The 21,647-nt window shown below is 27.6% G+C and carries 32 protein-coding genes; 27 read left to right on the top strand and 5 right to left on the bottom strand.

Features of this window, described 5'->3' with window-relative positions; translation table 11 throughout:
* The first annotated feature begins 4 nt into the window (after positions 1–4).
* From hutI to spoVAE, 9 genes are all read left to right on the top strand, one after another.
* Positions 5–1,240: an imidazolonepropionase gene (hutI, locus tag AC07E4_RS18545; protein WP_040330337.1), complete on the top strand. Its 1,236-nt coding sequence runs from the start codon at positions 5–7 to the stop codon at positions 1,238–1,240.
* Between the two features lie 16 nt (positions 1,241–1,256).
* Positions 1,257–1,892, top strand: coding sequence for a cyclodeaminase/cyclohydrolase family protein (locus AC07E4_RS18540; RefSeq protein ID WP_040330218.1), 636 nt, complete (start codon positions 1,257–1,259; stop codon positions 1,890–1,892).
* 155 nt (positions 1,893–2,047) lie between these two features.
* The gene (locus tag AC07E4_RS18535) at positions 2,048–3,811 is read left to right on the top strand and encodes an Eco57I restriction-modification methylase domain-containing protein (protein ID WP_341350024.1); all 1,764 of its coding nucleotides are present in this window, start codon (positions 2,048–2,050) and stop codon (positions 3,809–3,811) included.
* A gap of 253 nt (positions 3,812–4,064) precedes the next feature.
* On the top strand, positions 4,065–4,400 hold the full coding sequence (gene spoIIAA / locus AC07E4_RS18530; RefSeq protein ID WP_040330219.1) for an anti-sigma F factor antagonist: 336 nt from the start codon (positions 4,065–4,067) through the stop codon (positions 4,398–4,400).
* A gap of 15 nt (positions 4,401–4,415) precedes the next feature.
* Entirely contained in the window at positions 4,416–4,847 is a 432-nt protein-coding gene (gene spoIIAB / locus AC07E4_RS18525) for an anti-sigma F factor (RefSeq protein ID WP_040330220.1), read from the top strand.
* Between the two features lie 9 nt (positions 4,848–4,856).
* Positions 4,857–5,609 (top strand): RNA polymerase sporulation sigma factor SigF, encoded by a 753-nt coding sequence (sigF, locus tag AC07E4_RS18520; protein WP_081771052.1) that lies wholly within the window; start codon positions 4,857–4,859, stop codon positions 5,607–5,609.
* A 108-nt stretch (positions 5,610–5,717) separates the two neighbouring features.
* Positions 5,718–6,164: a stage V sporulation protein AC gene (gene spoVAC, locus AC07E4_RS18515; RefSeq protein WP_040330221.1), complete on the top strand. Its 447-nt coding sequence runs from the start codon at positions 5,718–5,720 to the stop codon at positions 6,162–6,164.
* A gap of 4 nt (positions 6,165–6,168) precedes the next feature.
* The gene (gene spoVAD / locus AC07E4_RS18510) at positions 6,169–7,191 is read left to right on the top strand and encodes a stage V sporulation protein AD (RefSeq protein ID WP_040330222.1); all 1,023 of its coding nucleotides are present in this window, start codon (positions 6,169–6,171) and stop codon (positions 7,189–7,191) included.
* Positions 7,192–7,551: a stage V sporulation protein AE gene (gene spoVAE / locus AC07E4_RS18505; protein ID WP_040330224.1), complete on the top strand. Its 360-nt coding sequence runs from the start codon at positions 7,192–7,194 to the stop codon at positions 7,549–7,551.
* 68 nt (positions 7,552–7,619) lie between these two features.
* Here the strand turns inward: spoVAE and AC07E4_RS18500 are convergent, their stop codons facing one another.
* Positions 7,620–10,124, bottom strand: a complete 2,505-nt coding sequence (locus tag AC07E4_RS18500; protein ID WP_478217155.1) for a transglycosylase domain-containing protein — start codon at positions 10,122–10,124, stop codon at positions 7,620–7,622.
* A 188-nt stretch (positions 10,125–10,312) separates the two neighbouring features.
* Here AC07E4_RS18500 and yunB point away from each other — a divergent pair, with 188 nt between their 5' ends.
* Entirely contained in the window at positions 10,313–10,942 is a 630-nt protein-coding gene (gene yunB / locus AC07E4_RS18495; RefSeq protein ID WP_051540477.1) for a sporulation protein YunB, read from the top strand.
* 23 nt (positions 10,943–10,965) lie between these two features.
* Here the strand turns inward: yunB and hpt are convergent, their stop codons facing one another.
* From hpt to AC07E4_RS18475, 4 genes are all read right to left on the bottom strand, one after another.
* A complete protein-coding gene (gene hpt, locus AC07E4_RS18490; RefSeq protein WP_040330226.1) occupies positions 10,966–11,490 on the bottom strand; it encodes a hypoxanthine phosphoribosyltransferase in 525 nt (174 codons plus the stop codon).
* A 118-nt stretch (positions 11,491–11,608) separates the two neighbouring features.
* Entirely contained in the window at positions 11,609–12,676 is a 1,068-nt protein-coding gene (locus tag AC07E4_RS18485) for a tyrosine-type recombinase/integrase (protein ID WP_478217154.1), read from the bottom strand.
* Positions 12,677–12,703: 27 nt separating this feature from the next.
* Entirely contained in the window at positions 12,704–13,153 is a 450-nt protein-coding gene (locus AC07E4_RS18480) for an ImmA/IrrE family metallo-endopeptidase (RefSeq protein ID WP_478217153.1), read from the bottom strand.
* Between the two features lie 7 nt (positions 13,154–13,160).
* Entirely contained in the window at positions 13,161–13,589 is a 429-nt protein-coding gene (locus tag AC07E4_RS18475; RefSeq protein ID WP_478217152.1) for a helix-turn-helix domain-containing protein, read from the bottom strand.
* 181 nt (positions 13,590–13,770) lie between these two features.
* Here AC07E4_RS18475 and AC07E4_RS18470 point away from each other — a divergent pair, with 181 nt between their 5' ends.
* The 17 genes from AC07E4_RS18470 (at position 13,771) to AC07E4_RS18390 (ending at position 21,483) form a co-directional block, all read left to right on the top strand.
* On the top strand, positions 13,771–13,968 hold the full coding sequence (locus AC07E4_RS18470; RefSeq protein WP_478217151.1) for a helix-turn-helix domain-containing protein: 198 nt from the start codon (positions 13,771–13,773) through the stop codon (positions 13,966–13,968).
* A 22-nt stretch (positions 13,969–13,990) separates the two neighbouring features.
* A complete protein-coding gene (locus AC07E4_RS18465; protein ID WP_478217150.1) occupies positions 13,991–14,281 on the top strand; it encodes a histidine kinase in 291 nt (96 codons plus the stop codon).
* A gap of 106 nt (positions 14,282–14,387) precedes the next feature.
* Positions 14,388–14,549 carry a hypothetical protein gene (locus tag AC07E4_RS18460; protein ID WP_478217149.1) on the top strand — a complete coding sequence of 54 codons (162 nt, stop codon included), beginning with the start codon at positions 14,388–14,390 and terminating at the stop codon, positions 14,547–14,549.
* 101 nt (positions 14,550–14,650) lie between these two features.
* On the top strand, positions 14,651–15,523 hold the full coding sequence (locus AC07E4_RS18455; protein WP_478217148.1) for a phage replisome organizer N-terminal domain-containing protein: 873 nt from the start codon (positions 14,651–14,653) through the stop codon (positions 15,521–15,523).
* Positions 15,520–15,675, top strand: coding sequence for a hypothetical protein (locus AC07E4_RS18450; RefSeq protein WP_478217147.1), 156 nt, complete (start codon positions 15,520–15,522; stop codon positions 15,673–15,675). Before AC07E4_RS18455 ends, AC07E4_RS18450 begins: the two co-directional genes overlap by 4 nt.
* A gap of 107 nt (positions 15,676–15,782) precedes the next feature.
* The gene (locus tag AC07E4_RS18445) at positions 15,783–15,929 is read left to right on the top strand and encodes a Spo0E family sporulation regulatory protein-aspartic acid phosphatase (protein ID WP_478217146.1); all 147 of its coding nucleotides are present in this window, start codon (positions 15,783–15,785) and stop codon (positions 15,927–15,929) included.
* Positions 15,893–16,030, top strand: coding sequence for a hypothetical protein (locus AC07E4_RS18440; protein WP_478217283.1), 138 nt, complete (start codon positions 15,893–15,895; stop codon positions 16,028–16,030). Before AC07E4_RS18445 ends, AC07E4_RS18440 begins: the two co-directional genes overlap by 37 nt.
* Positions 16,011–16,148, top strand: a complete 138-nt coding sequence (locus AC07E4_RS18435) for a hypothetical protein (RefSeq protein ID WP_478217145.1) — start codon at positions 16,011–16,013, stop codon at positions 16,146–16,148. The genes AC07E4_RS18440 and AC07E4_RS18435 overlap by 20 nt, the downstream gene beginning before the upstream one ends.
* Positions 16,148–16,441 carry a hypothetical protein gene (locus tag AC07E4_RS18430; RefSeq protein ID WP_478217144.1) on the top strand — a complete coding sequence of 98 codons (294 nt, stop codon included), beginning with the start codon at positions 16,148–16,150 and terminating at the stop codon, positions 16,439–16,441. The genes AC07E4_RS18435 and AC07E4_RS18430 overlap by 1 nt, the downstream gene beginning before the upstream one ends.
* 197 nt (positions 16,442–16,638) lie before the next feature.
* Complete coding sequence (locus AC07E4_RS18425; RefSeq protein ID WP_478217143.1) at positions 16,639–17,415, top strand: DUF5986 family protein; 777 nt, start codon at positions 16,639–16,641, stop codon at positions 17,413–17,415.
* Between the two features lie 34 nt (positions 17,416–17,449).
* Positions 17,450–18,664: a helix-turn-helix domain-containing protein gene (locus tag AC07E4_RS18420; protein ID WP_478217142.1), complete on the top strand. Its 1,215-nt coding sequence runs from the start codon at positions 17,450–17,452 to the stop codon at positions 18,662–18,664.
* 134 nt (positions 18,665–18,798) lie between these two features.
* Entirely contained in the window at positions 18,799–18,990 is a 192-nt protein-coding gene (locus AC07E4_RS18415) for a hypothetical protein (RefSeq protein ID WP_478217141.1), read from the top strand.
* A gap of 69 nt (positions 18,991–19,059) precedes the next feature.
* Complete coding sequence (locus AC07E4_RS18410) at positions 19,060–19,497, top strand: sigma-70 RNA polymerase sigma factor region 4 domain-containing protein (RefSeq protein ID WP_478217140.1); 438 nt, start codon at positions 19,060–19,062, stop codon at positions 19,495–19,497.
* A 40-nt stretch (positions 19,498–19,537) separates the two neighbouring features.
* On the top strand, positions 19,538–20,086 hold the full coding sequence (locus AC07E4_RS18405) for a site-specific integrase (RefSeq protein ID WP_478217139.1): 549 nt from the start codon (positions 19,538–19,540) through the stop codon (positions 20,084–20,086).
* A gap of 226 nt (positions 20,087–20,312) precedes the next feature.
* Complete coding sequence (locus AC07E4_RS18400; RefSeq protein ID WP_478217138.1) at positions 20,313–20,576, top strand: transglycosylase; 264 nt, start codon at positions 20,313–20,315, stop codon at positions 20,574–20,576.
* A 2-nt stretch (positions 20,577–20,578) separates the two neighbouring features.
* On the top strand, positions 20,579–21,040 hold the full coding sequence (locus AC07E4_RS18395; RefSeq protein ID WP_478217137.1) for a hypothetical protein: 462 nt from the start codon (positions 20,579–20,581) through the stop codon (positions 21,038–21,040).
* A gap of 11 nt (positions 21,041–21,051) precedes the next feature.
* Entirely contained in the window at positions 21,052–21,483 is a 432-nt protein-coding gene (locus tag AC07E4_RS18390) for an HNH endonuclease (RefSeq protein WP_478217136.1), read from the top strand.
* Positions 21,484–21,647: the final 164 nt, after the last annotated feature.

Below are 21,647 nucleotides of genomic sequence, written 5' to 3'. Positions count from 1 at the left end.
GTCAATGATAATAAAGAATATTGACTGTTTAGTTACATGTAAAGGAAGTCATAAAAAAACAAAAGATGAAATAAAAGATGCAGGAATAATAGAAAATGGTTATATAGTTATTAAGGATGATGTAATAATTGAAGTTGGAGAAGGAAATGATTATAAAAAATATATAAATGATGAAACTACAATTATTGATGGAACAGGGAAGACTGTAACACCAGGACTTGTAGATCCACATACACATTTAGTATATGGTGGGTCTAGAGAAAATGAGCTTCCATTGAAACTAAATAAAATGGGATATATAGATATATTAAATGCTGGTGGTGGAATATTAAGTACAGTAAAAAATACAAGAAAAGCATCTTTAGATGAATTAGTTGAAGAAAGCAAAAAAAGATTAGATATAATGCTTAATTATGGAACAACTACTGTTGAAAGTAAATCAGGATATGGATTAGACTTAGAAACAGAGTTAAAAATGCTTGAAGTAAATAAAAAATTGAATGAAATTCATCCAATAGATGTAGTATCAACATTTATGGTACTACATGCACTACCAACAGAATATAAAGACGATAGAGAAGGTTTCTTAAAAATTGCTAAAGAAATGCTTCCACATATAACAAAAGAAAATTTAGCAGAGTTTGTTGATTGTTTCTGTGAAGATGGAGTATTTTCAGTAGATGAATGCAGAGAATTCTTAGAAGAAGGAAAAAAATATGGATTAATTCCTAAAGTACATGGTGATGAGGTAGAACCAATGGGAGGAGCTGAACTTGCAGGAGAAGTTAAAGCAATTTCAGCAGAACATCTTATTGCAGCTAGTGATGAGGGAATAAAAGCATTAGCTAAGAATAATGTTGTGGCTGTATTATTACCATCAACAGCATTTTATTTAATGGTAGGTAGTTTTGCAAGAGCTAGAGATATGATAGAAAATGGTGTTGCAGTAGCACTTGCAACAGACTGTAATCCAGGAACATCACCAACAGAATCTATGCAAGCAGTAATGACTTTTGCTGCTTTTGGAATGAGAATGTTTCCAGAAGAAATAATAAATGCAATGACAATAAATTCAGCAGCAGCAATTAATAGGGAAAAAGAAATAGGAAGTATAGAGCCTAATAAAAAAGCAGATATAGTTATGTTTAATTCTAAAAACTTGAATTACTTAATTTATCATTTTGGAATTAATGCTGTGCATAAGGTAATAAAAAATGGTAAAATCGTAGTTGAAAATTAATTTAGGAGGAATTTAAATGTTAGACAATAAAACAGTTAGAGAATTTATTAGTGAATTATCATCTAATTCACCAGCACCAGGTGGTGGAAGCGTAGCTGCAATTGCATCATCATTATCAGCAGCTTTAGTTGGAATGGTATGTAATTTAACAATAGGAAAGAAAGCTTATGAAGCATTAGGTGAAGTTGAAAAAGAAGAAGTTAATAATAGCTTAAAAGTATGTAACTCATTAAAAGATGAATTTTTAGATTTAATGAATGAAGATACAGAGGTTTTCTTAGAACTTATGAAGGCATTTAAAATGCCAAAAGAAAGTGATGAAGAAAAATCAGCTAGAAGTGCAAAAATACAAGAAGGATACAAAAAGTCTCTAGAAGTTCCTCTAAAAACAGCTAAGAGAACATTTGATGTATATGATTATATATTAGTGGTTGCAAAACATGGAAATAAAAATGCTATATCAGATGCTGGAGTAGCAGCACTTATGGCACAAAGTGGATTAGAAGCAGCCATATTGAACGTAAGAATTAATTTAGGTTCAATAAAAGATGAAAGTTATATAGCTACTGTAAAAGAAGAAATAGAACATCTTGTAAAAGATGGTATTCAAAAAAGAGATGAAATTTTATCTATAGTAAATGAAAAAATTTAATAGTAAATATAACAAAACAGTCACTAAATTTAATTTTTAGTGGCTGTTTTGTTATATTTATTTAAAATTACTCAGAATATTCAATATTTTTACAAAATATGATATACTGAACTTGATAAAATATTTTGAACTTTTGGGAAAAGGGGGAAGTTATTGTGGAGTTAGACATAATAAAAAAAATAGAAGAATTGTATGAACTTCTAAAAAGTCCTATAGATCAAGTATTTAAACAAACAGCCATAAATAGTTTTAAAAGAGATATAAAGATAGATGATAGTAAAATGATAGGGGAATATTACTATGAGTCGTTAAAAGAAAATAAAGAAAAGGGTATAGTTTATACTCCATATCCAATAAGTAAGTATATTGTTGAAAATACTATAATAGAGGAAAACGTTATAAATAATCCTTATATAAAAATAACAGATCCAGCTTGTGGAGCCGGAAATCTTATAATACCTTGTTTTTTACATCTTTATAATATTTATATAAAAAACTTAAAAGAAGTTAATAAGAAAAATAAATTAAAACTAAATGAAAACAATCTAAGTGAACATATTATAAAAAATAATTTGTTTGGTTTTGATATAGATAAATTAGCTTTAAAAATATTAAAAATAGATTTATTTTATTATAGTAATTTTTTTGATGAAAAGAATTTCTTAAATACAGATTTTTTATTTTGGGATGCAGATAATAAATTTGATATTATAATAGGAAATCCTCCATATGTAGGACCTAAATCTATAAATAAGGAATATTCATTAAAATTAAAAGAAGCATATAAAAATATTTTTAAGGATAAAAGTGATATTTCATATTGTTTCTTTGAAAAATCTTTAAATGTATGTAAAAGTAATGGAAAAATAGGATTTATAACATCTAGATATTTTTTAGAGTCTTCTAGTGGTAGTGAACTTAGAAAAACACTTACGGAAAGCACACACATAGAAAGAATAGTAGATTTTTATGGTGTTAGGCCATTTAAAGGAATAGGAATAGATCCAGTAATAATATTTATGAATAAGAAAAAGTCATTAGATATGGAATATAAGGATGTTGAAATTATAAAACCAATATCTGATAAAGGGAGAAAAGACGATAAGTTTTACAAATCATTGTTTTTAAATGAAGGATTAGAATATAGCAAGTTTTTAATAAGTCAAAAAGGTTTAGAAAAAGACAGATGGATTTTGAAAAGTGATAGTGTTAAGCGAATAATTGAAAAAATAGAAGAAAAATGTGAAGTAAAACTTTCAGATATATGTACAAGTCATCAGGGAATTATAACTGGATGTGATAAAGCTTTTGTTGTAGATGAAATAACTGTAAAAGTAGAAAAGTTAGAGAATGATATATTAAAACCATGGATAAAAGGAAGTTTTATAAAACAAAATGAAGTAAATAGAAAAAAAAGTTATTTAATATATTCCGACTCTATAGAAGACGAGAAAAAATATTTAAATTGTATAAATCATATAGCATTTTATAAACAAAAATTAAGTGGAAGAAGAGAATGTGTAAAGGGTGTTAGAAAATGGTATCAACTTCAATGGGGTAGAAACAAAGAAATATTTGAAAAAGAAAAAATAATATTTCCATTTAAAGCTGCAAGCAATAAATTTTCATTAGACTCAGGCAGCTACTTTAGTGCAGATGTATACGCACTTATATTAAAAGAAGATATGGAATTCAATTACAAATATCTATTGTATATATTAAATAGTAAATTATATGAATTTTATTTTAAGTCTTTTGCAAAGAAGTTAGGTGAGGATTTATATGAGTATTATCCCAATAATCTTATGAAACTTTTAATACCTAACATAAATGAAATAGAAAAATATGATAATGAAAGTTTATATAAATATTTTAAACTTACATCTGAAGAAATAAATTTAATTGAAAAAGTAATATAAAAATGTAGAAGGTATATGAAAAATAAACTCATATACCTTCTACATTTTTATAAATAATTTCTTAAAATGGATCAAAATTATTAAATTTCAAATTTAGAACTATGTACATCTAGACAAAAGGAAAATTATTATGTAAAATAATAGGAAAATAATGTAATTTAATATAATATATGTTATAATTAAAAAGTAATATTATGATGTTGTTATACATATAATTATAAGTTACCAAAATATAGAATCTGGAGGTAGGGATATGATTTTAACTTTTAGCAATGCAGATGATAAAATGATTGTTGAACTTGTAGGGGAATTAGATCACCATAGTGCGTCAGAGCTTAGGAATAAAATAGATGATAAAATGGAAGTAGATGGGATTAATAAACTTATTTTAAATTTCTCAGGAATATCTTTTATGGATAGTTCAGGTATTGGAGCAGTTATAGGAAGATATAAGAAATTAGCAGCAAAGGGTGGAACATTATGTGTTACTAATTTAAAACCAAATGTAAAAAGGATTTTTGAACTATCAGGTTTATTTAAGATTATAGATGTTTATGATGATGTAAAAGATGCTATTGGAAGCATTTAATGGAGGTATGTAAAAATGAAACATAATGAGATGAAAGTAGAATTTCTAAGTAAATCTGAAAATGAGAGCTTTGCAAGAGTGGTAGTATCAGCATTTGCTGCTCAACTTGATCCAACAATAGAAGAAATAAGTGACATAAAAACAGCTATTTCTGAGGCTGTTACAAATTCAATAATTCATGGATATGAAGAAGATGAAAGTAAATTAGTAAAATTAGAAGGGTATATAGATGATAATAAACTTACAGTTGTTGTTATAGATGAAGGTGTTGGTATAGATGATTTGGAAAAAGCAAGAGAACCATTATATACATCAAGACCAGATTTAGAAAGATCAGGAATGGGATTTACTGTTATGGAAACTTTTATGGATAAAGTAGAAATTTTATCTGAAAAGGGAAAAGGAACTAAAGTTACTATGAGCAAAACTTTTAATTCCTTAAGATAGGTGAATATTATGAACGAAAATAGTAAATCTAATGGATACAATTATAATGATAATATGGAACTTATAAAAAGGGCAAAAGATGGTGACAAATTAGCTCTTGATTACTTAGTTGAAATGAATTTACCTTTAGTTTCTTCTTTAAGTAAGAAATTTCTTAATAGAGGATATGAGTATGATGATATATTTCAAATAGGATGTATTGGACTTGTAAAAGCAATAAATAATTTTGATAATAGTTTTAATGTTAAATTTTCAACATATGCTGTACCTATGATAGTAGGAGAGATAAAAAGATTTTTAAGAGATGATGGAATAATAAAAGTTAGTAGAAGCATAAAAACTATTGCAAAGAAAATACATTATGATAAAGATACGTTGGCAAAAACGCTTGGAAGAGAGCCAACGGTTGAGGAATTATCTGAATTTTCAGGAATAGATAAGGAAGAAATAATAACAGCACTAGAAGCATCTAATAATATGCAATATTTATATGATACAATACATCATGATGACGGGGCTCCGGTACTATTAATAGATAAATTAAGTGAGGATTATGAAGAAGACACAGAAGTATTAGATAAAATTGCATTAAAAGAAGCACTAGGAAAATTAGATAATAAATCAAGACAAATAATAATGCTTAGATATTTTAAAGATAAAACACAAATAGAAGTAGCTAAAATGTTAGGTATAAGTCAAGTTCAAGTTTCAAGGATAGAAAAAAGAGTTTTAAAGAAAATGAAAGAGAAGCTAAGTGGTTAGAACGTGCCACTTAGCTTTATTTATTTATTTAAGAATAATATATTGAGTAAATACTAATAATAAAACATATGTAAAAGAAATTTTTAATAAGTGAGGTGAAATTTATTTATGAAAGAAAAAACTATAAAAAAGAAATTTGAAAAATTATATGAATCAGAAACACCAAAACCTAAATTGCTTAGAAATTGTTTTAGAGCATTTTGGACAGGAGGATTGATTTGTACAATAGGACAAATTATATATAACATATTAATTGCATTTGGAATAAGTATTGAACAAGCTAAAGTATATTTACCCATAATAATGATATTTATTGGTGCTAGTTTAACAGGATTAGGAGTATACGATAAAATTGGTGATTATGCAGGTGCTGGTTCAGTTGTGCCAATAACTGGATTTGCAAATTCGGTAGTATCTCCTGCTATAGAACATAAAAATGAGGGATATATATTAGGTGTTGGAGCTAAAATATTTACAATTGCAGGACCAGTATTAGCTTATGGAATAACTTCATCTATAATAGTTGGTATTTTTTATTATTTTATGAGGTGGTGATTATATGGCTGTTAGAATAGGAAAGCAAACAGTAAAATTAGAAAGTAAACCTAGGATAATATCAACTTATACTGTTGTTGGTCCTAAAGAAGGTCAAGGACCATTAAAAGATGAATTTCATAATGTACTAGAAGATGACATGTGTAATTGTGAAAGCTTTGAAAAGGCAGAGAGTAAAATGCATTATATTGCAGTACAGGGTTGTATAAGCAATGCAGGATTAAAAGAAAGTGATGTAAATTATATATTTAGTGGAGATTTATTAAATCAATTATTTTCATCTAGTTTTATGGCAAGAGATATATCAATACCATATATAGGAATGTATGGTGCTTGTTCTAATATGACTGAAACTTTATCAGTTGCTGGTATGTGTGTTGAATCTGGTTGTGGAAAATATGTTATTGCATCAACTTCATCACATTTTTCAGCTGCAGAAAGGCAGTTTAGAATGCCATTAGAAATGGGAAGTCAACGTGCACCAAGTGCACAATGGACAGTAACAGGAGCTGGGGCTATGATGGTTAGTAGTGTTCAAGAAAAAGATAAACCATATATAACTTATATCACCACAGGAAAAGTTAAAGACTATGGTATAAAAGATCCAAATGAAATGGGTGCAGCTATGGCTCCGGCAGCAGTAGATACAATAAGGCAACATTTTGAAGATACTAAATTAAAACCTGACTACTATGATTTAATAGTAACAGGTGATTTGGGAAAAGTAGGGAAAAGCATAACTGAAAAGTTGCTTTTGGAATTTAATATTGATATTAGAAATAACTACATAGACTGTGGAGATGAAATATATGATGATGAAAATCAAGGAACTAACTCTGGTGGTAGTGGTTGTGGATGCTCAGCCTCAGTAATGGGGTCATATATATATAAAAGACTACTAAATGGTGAGTTTAAAAGAGTTCTTTTAATTTCTACAGGTGCATTATTAAATAGTATATCTCCTTTGCAAGGTGAAAGTATACCAGGAATTGCACATGCAGTTGCAGTAGAAATGGGGGAGAATTAAATGAGCGAATATTTATCAGTATTTATAGTAGGCGGAATAATTTGTGTTATAGGTCAAATACTTATGGATACAACAAAATTAACTCCAGCAAGAATACTTGTACTATTTGTTACTAGTGGTGTTATATTACAAGCGCTGGGAATATATGAGAAAATAGTTAAGATAGGTAAAGCAGGTGCAACTATTCCACTTCCTGGATTTGGTTATTCACTTGCTAATGGAGTAATGAGAGCTGTTGACAAAGAAGGATTTTTAGGAGTGTTTATAGGCGGTGTTCAAGGAGCAGCTGGTGGGATTGCAGCTGCAATAGTTTTTGGATATATAATGTCAATAATAAGTAAACCAAAATCAAAACAATAATAAAATTTAAAAAGGTTATCTAAAATATAAATTAATATTTTAGATAACCTTTTTATAATGCTCAAATATTAGCTTTTAAATATTGCTGAAAATAAATTGTGAATAAAATTTTCAGTAGTTTCAGCAGGTTTAGATGGATCTATAGGTTTAGATGGATCATCTTCTTTAGGCGGAACCTCATTTTTAGGAGGTTCCTCAGGTTTTACAGGAACTGTAGGTTTATTAGGTTTAGATGGTTCCTTCTCCTTATAGACTGTTGGATCTTTTTCGGTTGGTAAAACCCATTGAGAATCATTTAAAGTTGCTGAAGGGCTATAATCTCTTTTAATAAATACCCTTGTTTCTATTTTATCCTTTGGAGTTTTATCAGATGGTAAGTAGTATTTGCCATCTTCTCCTTTTACAACTTTTGCTTCTACATGAATATTATCTAAAGATGATGGTTCAGTACCAGCTATGAACATTTCAGTGTAAACTCTATTACCTCTAGGATCTTTATATGATAGTTCTGTTGGCAATGTTCCAGAGTCTCTAGAAACGTCTAAATTTACAATTCCGTTAGGTCTAGGAACTTCAGCATATTGTAAATTTTCATGTGCTATACCCATAATTCGTCCCCAAAGTAATGCAGGAATATCACTATTCATATAAATACCTGCAGCTTCATTAGTTAGTGAACTATAATCATCATTTCCTATCCAAACAGCTGCAGAATAATATGGTGTTAAACCAGCAAATGTAACGTCATTAGAGAATGATGATGTACCAGTTTTACCTCGTATTTCCATATTTCCAAAGTTTGCACTAGGACCTGTTCCTATTATAGGCTCTTTTAATAAATCATAAATTATATAAGAAGCTTGAGGAGTTAGAATAGTTTCAGTTTCTAACTTATTGTCTAAAATAACTTTATCATGTCTATCTAAAACTTTAGTATATAGTTTAGGGTTAGTATATACTCCGTTATTTCCAAAAGTTCCATAGGCAGCAGCTAGAGTTAATGGATTTGTACCACCTAAAGAGCCACCGTCTAATTGGCCTAATGCTATAGCAGCCATTGAAGCTTTGTCTTCTTCATCTAATTGAACTTTAAATTTTTCACCATAACTTACAGAAGTGGCTAAACTAACTTTATCTACAATTTTTGTAGCAGCAGTGTTTTTAGAACTTCTAATAGAATCTCTAACAGTCATATATCCATCATAAGTTGGTGGTGAATTTTTTGGATCATATGGTGGATTTCCATACTTAGAACCTATATCACTAGGTATAGGGGAATCCTCTACCATACTTCCAGCAGTTAATATTTTTTCATTAATAGCAGGTGCATAAACTGTAAGTGGCTTCAAACTAGAACCAGGAGATCTTAAGAAATTTTCAGAAGCAGCTCTATTGTAAGAGTTAGGTTCTGGAGTTCCACGACCACCGATTATACATTTAACTTCACCTGTTTTATAATTCATGATTACGGCAGAAGCTTGAGCTTTTGGAAAATTATTTGGATTAATAATTTCACCATTAGTATCATCAACTACAGATTGAACTTTGTTTTGAAGTTCTGTATCCATAGTAGTATATACTTTATATCCACCATACATAAGTTTTTCTAAAGCCTCAGATTTGCTAATTTTATAAACATTAACCATATCATTAACAACTTCGTTAATAACAGGTCTTGAAAAATATTCATAATTCATCATATTTATAGATTTTTTAGAAAATGTAAATGTTAGTGGTTCATTCATTGCAGTATCATATTCCACTTTAGATATTTTTTGAAGTTCTAACATTTTAGCAAGTACTGCTTTAGTTCTTGGAGAGTCAAAAGGTGTTCCATTTTTATAATTTTCATAAGCATTATAATGTGAAACAGTTGGATTTTGAGCAGCACCAGCAATAAAGGCAGCTTGTTTTATTGTTAAGTCTCCTACTGATTTATTAAAGTACATTTGTGAAGCGGCTTCTACACCATGAGATGTTCCACCAAGAAAAATTATGTTCATATAGGAATTTAATATTTGTTCCTTGCTTAATTCTTTTTCAACTTTTAAAGCTAAATCCATTTCTTGAACTTTTCTTTTAATAGAGGTTCTATTTTCTAATGAATCTTCAAGAAAATATCTATACTTTACTAATTGTTGAGTAATTGTAGAAGCACCTTGAAGATTGCCTTTAGAAAGACCTAAAACTATTTTTATATCTTCAAGTACAGCACCGCCGAGTCTTTTAATATCGATTCCTGGATGAGTATAAAAACGTTCATCTTCTATACTTACAAAAGCATCTTTTAAAATTTTAGGAACTTCTTCAGAAGTTACAGTAATTCTACGTTCGGGAGTAATGAATTCATCTATTAAATTCGATTTAGAGTCATATATAGTTGATGTTTCTTCTACTTCTAAGAAAGCGTCTAAATTAAGTTTTGGAGAAGTTTGAGCAATTCCATATATAACACCTGTACCGATAGCGGCACAAGAAAAAAACAATACAAGTATTGTAATTAATATTACCTTAACAACTTTTTTCCATTTAGGCTTTTTAGGCTTTGATTTTTTAGCTTTATTTTCACTCATAAGGCGTCCTCCTTAAGATTTCTTAAACTTTTCGTAGTTTATTCCTTGTATTATATCATATCAAAGGAATTAATAAAATTACCATATTTTTATTCTGTATATAAATTAATACACATATAATATATTATTACTAATTTTTAATAAATTAATCATAAATATGTAAAAAAAACAAAAGGAAGGTAATTTTAATGAAAAAAGGGAAGAAAATAAAGCTAATATCTATAATAATATTTATATTAACTGTATTAATGGCTTTTATGTACTACTTTGATGAGATAATACTTCCCACTATATTAGTTATTTGTGATGGAGAGATGCGTGCAAAATCAGTTAATCTTATTAATGAAACTATCATTGAAAAATACATAGATAATTTCAATTATGAAGAAATTGTAAAATTTGATAAAGATGAAAAAGGAAATATAGTCTTATTAAAAGCAGATACTTTAAAAATGAATAAGATAGCTACAGAATTATCATTAGATATACAAGATAAGTTGAAAAATTTGGAGGATGAAGAAATTGAGTTTCCTATAGGATACATTACTAAAAATAATCTTTTATCCAATTTTGGACCTAGAATAAAAGCTAAAATGCAACCAATAGGATATGTTGAATCTAAGTATATATCAGATTTTGAAAGTGCAGGTATAAATCAAACTAGGCATAAAATATACGTAGAAGTTACAGCCACAGTAAAGGTTATATTACCCACTACAAGTAATGATGTTAAAGTAGTTACACAAGTACCAATAGCAGAGACTATAATAGTTGGAAAAATACCGGAATCATCTATTGTAGATCTTAATGCAAAATAAAAAAAGGGCTATATAGCCCTTTTTTAGCTTTCCCAGTTAAATATGTAAGGAATATTTCTATAATAATCACCATAGTTTAATCCATAGCCTACTACAAATAAATCTTCAATTGAAAAACCACAATAATCAGGTTTTATATCTGCTTTTCTTCTAGATGGTTTATCTAAAAGACTACAACATTTAACTGAATTTGCACCTAAAGATTTAACATGATCAACTACAAATTTCATAGTAATACCACTATCAACTATGTCATCTACGATAAGTACGTCAAATCCTTCTATATTGTCAGGTACATCATTCACAATAATAACATTACCTGAAGATTCTTCGTTATGACCATAGCTAGATGTTGTCATAAATCCTATTTTTGTTGGTACAGAAATATATCTTACTAAATCAGCAGCAAATATAAAACTACCTCTTAAAAGAGAAAGAACATAAAGTTTTTTGCCTTCATAATCTTTTGAAATTTCAGCACCTAAACGTTCATTAGCTTTATCAATTTCTTCTTTAGAAAATAATACGTTTACTTTTTTGTTTTCCATAGAATCACGTCCCTTAAATAATATTTACAATAATGAAGTAATATACTTAAAATAGCGTATAAACCGCTTAAAGTCAAGGTTGTATTTCAATTCGTCAAAAATTTCGTCAAAAATGTGATTAAAAAATATTTTCAATAATATTCGTTGCTCGTTTCATCATATCATCATTAACATGACTATAAGTTTTCATAGTCTGTTCAACTGTATGACCTAGAAGTTTAGCAGCAGTTTTAAAATCTACTCCATTACTGATTAACTTTGTAGCATAAGTATGACGAAGTTCATGAACAGTAATGTCATACCCATTAATTTTGAATAATCTATTAATACAAATACTAATTGAATCAGTATTTTTAAAATTAAAAATTCTAGTATTAATATTAACAACTTTTTTATGCTTTTTCAATTCATTTAATACATTAGCTGAAAAAGGCACAATTCTATTAGAATTTTTTGATTTTAAAGAACCATATCCATAAGTTGATATTCCAGTTTGTTTCCATTGCTTGTTTACATTAATGGTTTTATTTACTTCGTCTATATCCTCCCATGTAAGTCCTAATATTTCACCGAGTCTTAAGCCACATTTTAGAGCAATTAAAATCACAAGATAGTATTTACTATCTTTAAAATCTAATAAGATTTTTTCTTCTTCAAATTTATTTAATGCACGTTTTTTTATTTCCGCTTTATCTTTACTATATTTCAAATTTCGTGTTGGCATTTTATCTAATATATTATAATCATCTATAGCAGATTTAAATATTGTATTTAACTTAATTATATAGTCACGAACTGTAGAGGGTTTTATTCCAATACGTGTTAAATCATCTACAACAGACTGTATATCAACATTAGATATTTTAGAAAGTTCTTTATCATTTAAACATTGAAAGTGATTTAAAACTGTTTTAATAGCTAATATGGTGTTGATACTTCTATATAAACGTATATGGTCTAAATACATTTTAGAAAATTGCTCAAAAGTAATTTCAGTTAAAGATAAATCAATATTATTTTTAACAAATTTATCAAGCTCTGTAATAGCTTTATCCATAGCTATTTGTGCGTCTTGCCTTTTCTTAAATCCCTGCTTACTTTTAGTTTTCCATTTGTCATTTAACTTATACGTAATAATATATTGATAGCCTTTATCCTTTTTACGTATATTTGTAGAATATTGCAAATTATCACCTCAAATATTTAATATAAATTAGTATGTGTAAAATTTATATTCAACAAGTTCTTTAGGAACATTTAAACAGAGAGCTATTTGTTCAATAGTCATATTTTCTAATATTAGTCGGTCTATTTTATTTTCATCAATTAGTAATTGAGCTGCAAATTTATTTGCTTCAATTTCAAATTTACCTCTTTGATAAAATGTGTGATCATGTAGAAAAAATGCATCATTTGAACTATGTTGAACTGCATGTCCAAGTTCATGAGCTAAAACAAAATTATAATCACTTTCACTTTTTACCTTTGTTAAATTAATTATTATAAATTTTTGCTTCAATATTTTTTTGAAAAAACCCATTGGCATACTTTCACTAAAGTAATCTTCAATTATTTCAATCCCCAAAAATTTTGCTAAAGCATATGGATTTCTAGTGTTATATTTTTTTATAAGATTATTGACCTTTAATTTATAATTTCTCATGGTGCACCTACTTATCTGAATTCTTTTTTCTCTTCTCTTTGTTTTTAGATTTTGCTTTCCAAAAAAGTTCAGACATTAAATCTAACATTTCTTTTTTAGCTTCTTCATTTAATTCATCATTCATAAAGAATGCTTCATTTGATTTTTTCATTTCTTCCAAATATTGTTTTTTATCTTTAGATGTTACTTTGTATTTATCTTTATATTCTTTAGGAATAGTAATTTCAGTATTAAAATCTTTAGTTCCATTCAATATATAGTCAGTTGACACATTGAATAAATCTGCTAATGCTTTTAAAGTTTCTAAATTTAATTCTCTTTCTTCACGTTCAATCATTCCTATAGCAGAAGCACTTTTAAAATTAAGTTTTTTTGCTAATTCTGCTTGGGTATATCCATTTTCTTTCCTTAAAGATTTTATTATTTGACCGTACACAAAACTCACCTCAAAATAAATTTTAACACAAAATGTGCTAAAGTCAATGAAATATTAAGTATTTTAGCGATAAAAAGAGGTTAATAAATATAAATAATAAATATAAAGGAAATAAAGCACAAAGTGTGCTTTTAATATTAGCACGTTTTGTGCTAATATGTAAATGAAAGGAGAACATAATATGAATAAAACAATAAAAGATTTAAGAAAACAAAAAAATATGACAACAGATTATGTTTCTGAACAGTTAGGGATTAGCAAAAGTATGCTTTATAAGATAGAGAATGGAGCAAGAAGTCCTTCTAAAAAAAATATTTTGAAACTAAGTCAAATATATAATTGTTCAATTGATAAATTATATATAATTTTAAAAATATGAAGATTAAGGGTGAGTAAATAAGATGGAAAAACTTTTAACAAAAAGAGAAGTTGCTGAGAGATGGCAAGTAACAGAAAAAGCAATAGATAATTGGAGAAAACAAGGACTTATAAGTACAGTTGATGGAGTACCAGCTGTAAGATTTAATCCACAACATATAGCGGAACTGGAGGGAACTAGATTAGAGAAATACTCTCCAATTGAACGAAGAAAAATGGAAGCAGAATTAAACAAATTTAGAAAGGAAAATGAAGATTTAAAAAATATTTTAAGTAAAGTTTTAGGAGATTTAGCTCCTGTACTTAAATTATAAATTTAAGTAATGCAGGTCAAGCACTAGTATAAACCTAACTCCACTAGTGACTAAGGAGAGGTGTAAAAATGATTTTAACATTAGTTTTGAATTGAGGGAATTTAATATGAAAGTAAGTACACCCAAAGATTTACAAAAATTAGAGAGAAAAATAAAAATTCTAAAAGAGCTAGTTAAGACAGATAGAAGAGATATAGGCATAATTAGCTATAAACAAGCTCTTAAGAATTTAATGAAACATAGAAAAAATTTAAATATAAAAAAATAGATTGCTTTGCAGAGCAATCTAAACACTACGCTATAATTTTAAAAAATAACCAAATAAATTATAGCATAGTGTTTCAATAGTTGACAAGGGGGAAATAGCTAATGGCTAAAGATAAGAAATATTATTGGCTAAAAATGAAGGAAGATTTTTTTGAAGAAGACACTATTCAGTGGTTAGAGGAACAGGAAAATGGTAAAGAATACTGTCTTTTTTATTTAAAATTATGCCTAAAATCATTGAAAACAAATGGAATACTTATAAGAAATGTAGGGCAAATGCTAGTACCGTATGATGTTAAAAAATTAGCAGCAATGACTAATACTAGTCAAGATACAGTACGTGTTGCTATGAAAGTATTTGAAGAAATTGGATTAATTCAAATTTTAGAAAATGGAGAAATTTATATGGCTCAACTAGAAAATATGGTAGGAAGCGAAACGACAAAAGCATCATTGATGAGAGCTAAAAGGGCAAAAGAAAAACTAGAAAAAGGGAAAGGTAACAATGTTACTAAATTGTTACCTAGTGGTTACTCTAATGATGAAAATTGTTACACAGAGATAGAGATAGAGACAGAGTTTAGAGCTAGAGCTAGAGATAAAGAGTTAGAGACTACAACTATAGATAGTAATTTTAGTAGTAGTAGTGAAATTAATTATGATGACTTGAATAACTTTTGTAAGCAATATCAGTTTGAAAGAGCCAATAAGCAGAATATAAAAGGCATTTTAGAACAATTTCCTTCATGGTGGATTAAAGATGCATTAAGAATTGCAGTATTTAATTCAAATTTCAATTTAGCTTACGTATATGGGATTCTTAGAAATTGGAATGATGATGGTAAAACGAAAGATATAACACAAGTAAAACAAATCAATAATAATGAAAAAAAAGTAGATAGTTTTAATAACTTTGAACATAGAAAATACAACTATAGTGAGCTAGAAAAGGATTTATTAGGGTGGAATGAATGAGCAATAAGGAGCTTGCAGAATGGACTTATAGAGTAAAAGAACTTAGGAAAAGAAAAAAAGAAATTGAATTAAATGAATTTATGGCAGATAGATATAAAAGAAAAATGAATAATAGAAGAGTATCACATAAGAAAAGATTGGGACAACCATAGGAGGGCATTAGATGGCGTTTTTAGTACACATAATAATATTAGGAATACTGATTGTAGCAATTAGAGTTTTAAAGGCTTTAAAAAGCAAATAGGAGCGTTAAAAATATATGAGAAATGAAATGTATAAATTAATAAATAAATATGGATTGAATGATATAAGAACAATAAAGTTCAGCCAAAGGCTAGATGAAGAGATTGTTAAGGAGCAGAGAGAGAAATGGGAGAACTGGAAAAGGAAACAATTAATAAATTAATAGATGAAATAATTAAAGAGTATTTTAGGGGGACAAGCTTAAATATAGCAATTTTTGAAGCTGAGGGAAGGTTAAAGGGATATGAAAATAAAAGAAAGTGAGTTAAAAGAATCAAAAGGCTGGGAGTTTATAGAGTTAAGAATAGAACTAGAAGAAAAGCTGGAGCAATTAAGCTTATTTAATATATTTAGTTTAGAAAATAGGGGGAATATAAAATAATGAACTTAGAAAAAGAATTAAATAAGTATTCTAAAGAAGCAATAATCAAAGCTATAACTAAATTTGCATTTAATAGAAAACAAACAATACCGGAAGATGTAATAAACGAAGAAATTGAAATATGCTTTGATAAAAGGGAAAAGATAATTAATAGATTACAAGAATTAGAAGTGAAAAACATAGAAGGAACATATGAAAATCAAATCAAAATGCTTACAGATAGAAAAAAAGTATACAAGGAATGGAAGGCAGTAGATAAAAGAGTAGCTAAATTATTAAAAATAAATTATTAAATGTTTCAACATTTGATTGTGGTATGAATAAAAATTAAAATATGTTCTTTGAAAATTTAATATAGTGGTATAAGGTTAGAAAAATATAATTAATATGGAATTTTAATAGAAAATTATCAATTAAAAAACAAATCTACTTGACTAATATTCAAAAAAAGGATATTATACTAATATAAAATGGGTTTAGGAGTGAGAGAATGAATAAGTGTAAATTACCAACTGAATTACTTTCAGGTGAAAATATAAAATTAATGATAAAAGCTATTAATGATTCTATGCCACAATATGTAAGTTATGTAAGTAAAGAAGGCTTAACAACAGAAAATGGTAAATATCATCAGATATGGAATTATATTTTTAAAAATATAGATAATTCATTCAATAATTATCCTTATAAATGTTATAAGATATCACGTGGGAATTTGTGGCAATTTATTGCTGTATATAATGAAGAAAGCAGTATATTATATATTGTAATGAAAGAAGAACGATTTAATGAAATAAAAAATGCAAGAAATAAAGATTATCATTATATAAAGGTACTAAATTCTATGAATAATAATTTTTCAAAAGAAAAAGTTGAACAACTGTCTCTTTTTAAACAAGATGAAAATAAAAAAGAATATATAAAAAATGATTTAGAAAGAATGATTGGGGACATAAAGGGAAAGGTAAAAGTTTGTGTAGATATATTATTTTCAACAAAACAAAGTAAAGTAGTTAGTATATCAGGAAATATATTTGATTATAGTTTGAATATAATTAAATCATATTGCTGGGATAATTATATTAAGGCAGATATTGATGAAATTATTGATACAAAATATGAACATGATATTGTTGAAAATCCTCCGATTGAATTAAAAATTAAAAATACACCACGAATTGCACAAATTAAAGAGCAAGATAATGAAAAAACAAAAGGTATAGTTGCAAGCAAAGAGAAGCAAAAAGAAAAAATAGGAAAAGAATAAGAATAAGCTTGCATTTAGGAGGTTAGCATGAAAAATGTTAAATGAGAATAAAAATGCAGTAAAAGATTTAGGAATTGAAATAATAAAAAATCAAAAGTTTAATGGTAAAAGATTACAGGCAGCTAGAATATACAGAGGAAAAACTATAGTAGAATTATCAAAAGATGTAGGTGTATCAAAGCAAGCAATTTCACAATTTGAAAATGGTTTAACATCACCTCAGTTTAATACTCTAATAAATATTATTGACAATTTAAATTTTCCAAGAGAATATTTTTTTCAAGAAGATAATATAGATGTAAGTTTAGGTAATACTTACTTTAGAGCTCAAAGCAAAATGACAAAAAAGGATGAAAATAGGCAAAAAGAAAAAGTGAAATTGGTTGGGAAATTATATAGTTTTTTAAATGAATATATTGAATTTCCAAAGTTAAATATTCCTGAATTTGAAGAAGATTTATCTATAGAGGAAAAGGCTATAAAATTGAGAGAGTATTGGAAACTTGGAGATGAGCCAATAAAAGATATAATATATGTTTTGGAAAAAAATGGAATAGTGGTTACAGCTATGAAAACTGATAGCAATGAGGTTGATGCATTTACGCAGCAACAAATCATAGAAGGAAATCAGTATTTTATAATAGTACTTGGTAATGATAAAGGCTCAGCTACAAGAAGACAATTTAGTGCAGCTCATGAATTAGCACATATAATAATGCATGATGGCTTTATGAATTTAGATGAACTTACTAATGATGAAGTTAAAAATATGGAAAATGAAGCACATGAATTTGCTGCAGCATTTTTATTACCACAAAGTTCATTTTTAAAAGACATAGGTGCATATCCAACTAATTTAGAATATTATAAACAACTTAAAAAGAAGTGGAGAACTTCAATTTCAGCTATGTTAGTAAGAGCGAACCATTTAGGAGTTCTAAATTATAATTCCTATCAAAATATGATGAAAAAAATGAGTAGGTTAGGTTGGAGAAAAGAAGAACCATTAGATGATACGTTGATAATGAATAATCCAACAGTACTTAAAAGAGCTATCAGTGTTTTGATAGATAATGATATATTAGATGAAGATGAAATAATGAGAGAATTAGAGAATAAGGATTTAAGCTTACCAAGAGAGGAAGTAGAGAAGTTATTAGGGTTAGAAGAGGGTATTCTTGCTTCTAAACATAATGGTTTATCTAATAAAGTAATAGAGATACCAGTAAAAAGAGATTTGAAAAAATAATGAATATAAAAAGTTTATTGAGATACCGTATTATTTGAAATAGAATATGCGGTATTTTTTATGAAGTATTTTAAATAGTATATGAAGATTTAAAGTATTTAATATATTGGTATGATGTTGCTGGAGAAGAAGAAATGTCCTTTGTACTAGAAAGAACACAACAAACCATAGCAATTAAAGTTTGTAAGCTAAGAAAAAAAGGAATAATGAAAAAAATAAAAAAATATGCTTTAAAAGTAGTAGATACAATGGTTAACAAGAAAAAAATAGCAGAAAAGTGGCGGAAAAGTAGCAGAAAAAAAGCGGTTTTATATATAGAAAAGTAGCAGATTTAAGGGTTAATATATTAATATAGAAAAACGTAAGAAAGACGCAAGAAAAGCGGAGGTGAGAGCTTGAAGCATAATATAAAAAAAGTAGAAAATATGTTAAAACAATATAATGAAAATCAAACTGAAATAAGAAATATTGAATTAGAGCTTGAAGAATTAAATAACATAACAGTAAGCTCAATAAACTCGGAAGCCGAAAGAACTTCCAAGACAAATAAAATACAATATACAACAGAAGACCAGTTTATAAGAATAGAAGAACAAAGCGAAAAGCTTAAAAATAGAAAAAATGAATTAAATTTAATTAATAGAAAAATAGATAATACAATTAATGCATTAAAACCTAAAGAGCAACAAGCAATTAGATTAAGATATATTGATTTAGTTGGTTATTCATGGGGACGCATTTCAAGGAAAATGGACGTTTCGGAAGCATGGGCAAGAGGACTAAAAGACAAAGGCATTAAAAGAATGGCTGAGATAATGTTTAAACACTCGTAAGGGTGTTTTTTTATTATAAATAAATTTGTGAGGTGGTGCTATGAATTATGTAGAGCCAATAAGAGAACCGGAAAAAGTAGAAGATATAAGCAATTATTTAAGAAAATATAGTGAAAGAAATTATATCATGTTCCAAATAGGTATTTATAGTGGTTTAAGAATTTCAGATATTTTAAGGTTAAGAGTAAGGGACGTAAAGAATAAGGATACGATTTGCATAAGAGAACAAAAAACAGGTAAACAAAAAATATTCCCAATAGCTCCGCACCTTAAAAAAGAAATTAAAAATTATATAGAGAAAAAAGAGCTTAATGAATACTTAATTAAAAGTAGAAAGGGATATAATAAAGCACTAGGAAGAAAACAAGCTTATAATATTTTGAGTGAAGCGGGTAGAGCTGTTGGACTATATAATTTAGGTACACACACATTGCGTAAAACTTTTGGTTATCATTTTTATATACAGTATAAAGATGTTGTAGCATTACAAGAAATTTTTAATCATACAGAGCCGGAAATTACACTCAGATACATTGGAATAAAGCAAAGTAAAATTAATAAAATGATGAAGAATTTTAAGATATATTAATAAATGTTTGCACATTATTTTTTTAATGAATTGGACATATTGAGGTTAGGAGTAATTCAAAATCAATAAATGATGTAAAGAATTGAAATTAATATAGTTTGAGGGTAATGGCTAATTGGACACAATACGTATTGAAGGTAATTCCATACAAGTTTAAAATACAAATCTTGCATAATTTAGACAATATAAATTATGTGAGATTTTTTATGTTTTAGGAGGGTTTTTTATGAATGTTTTAACGTGTGATAAATGCAATAAAGATTTTATTTTAGACATGAAAACAAAGACATTCCCAGCTAGAGGAATAGAGGTTTTATATTTTGATTGTCCACATTGTAAAGAAAGAAATGTTGCGGTAGTAACAGATGTGCTGACTAGAAAGCAACAAGAGAGAATTAGAAACTTAAATAAGCAAGTAATAAAGCTTAAACAAGATATGTCAAAAAGAATGTTTGAGTTAAAAGAAGAAATAAAGAAAGAGGGGTTTTAGAAATGCAAGATAGATTACAAGAGTTAAGAGAAAAGAACGCAAGAAAAGAATTAAGAGAAGAACTTGAAAAAGCTAGAGAGCTTAAAAAAGATTTAGAAGATAAAATATCATTTATTGATTTAATAATTTCGATAGGTGAATTTAATGAGGGGCTGGAAAGGGTAGCACAGTTAGCACGCGATACGGTAGCAGAACAGAAGCACGATCAAGAGGAAACAATAATAGATACATTAATAAATACAGACACAAGTAAAGAGCAATACAAGATAGTAACTGAAAGTGATTTTATAGGGTATAAACTTTCTAAGCTATCGGCGGTACAAATAACAAAAAATACAGTAAATAATTTAAAAAGAAGTTGGGACAAAATGTCATGCGGGTTTAATTTTATGATTGCAGTAGGGAAAGAGGAATTAATGTTTTATAGTCCACAGTATTTTAGTAAAAATATTTTAGGAGATTAGAAAGTAATATTATGCCTAAAAAGATTTGTTACGCTAGAGGTTGTAATGAGTTAATACCAATGAAAGAAACTTATTGTGAGAAGCATAAGAAGAAGCATGATGAAGAAAAGAAAGTAAGTAACCACATATATGATTTAAGGATAAGAGATAAGGTCAGCACAGACTTTTACCATAGTGATGAATGGCTACTAACTAGGACAGATATAAAAGCAAAAGATAAAGGTTTATGTCTATTATGTTTAAGTAATAAAGATATAACATTCATGGAGCTTGTACATCACATAACAGAACTAAAAGAAGATTGGTCATTAAGATGTGAACATAGTAACCTTTTAAGCTTATGTAACAGTTGTCACAATGTAGTACACGCAGAGTATAAGAGAAGTGAAAGACACAAGGAAGCTATGCAACAGAAGTTAAAGGAGTTGATTAAAGATAGATAACGATAATATAAAGATTAATGAATTAATATATGGGTATTCATTTTCAATTAGTGGCAATGGATATAAATTCAAAAAGCTAGTTGAAATAAAAGTTAATTTTGATTTCGGAGTAATTGAAAATTGTCAGCTTAAAATACCAGTTGATACAGAACCAACAATAGAAA

The sequence above is a fragment of the Clostridium amazonense genome, from assembly GCF_056431285.1.
The sequence above is the reverse complement of the archived record's forward strand: the minus strand, read 5'-3'. Positions and strand labels throughout refer to the sequence as shown.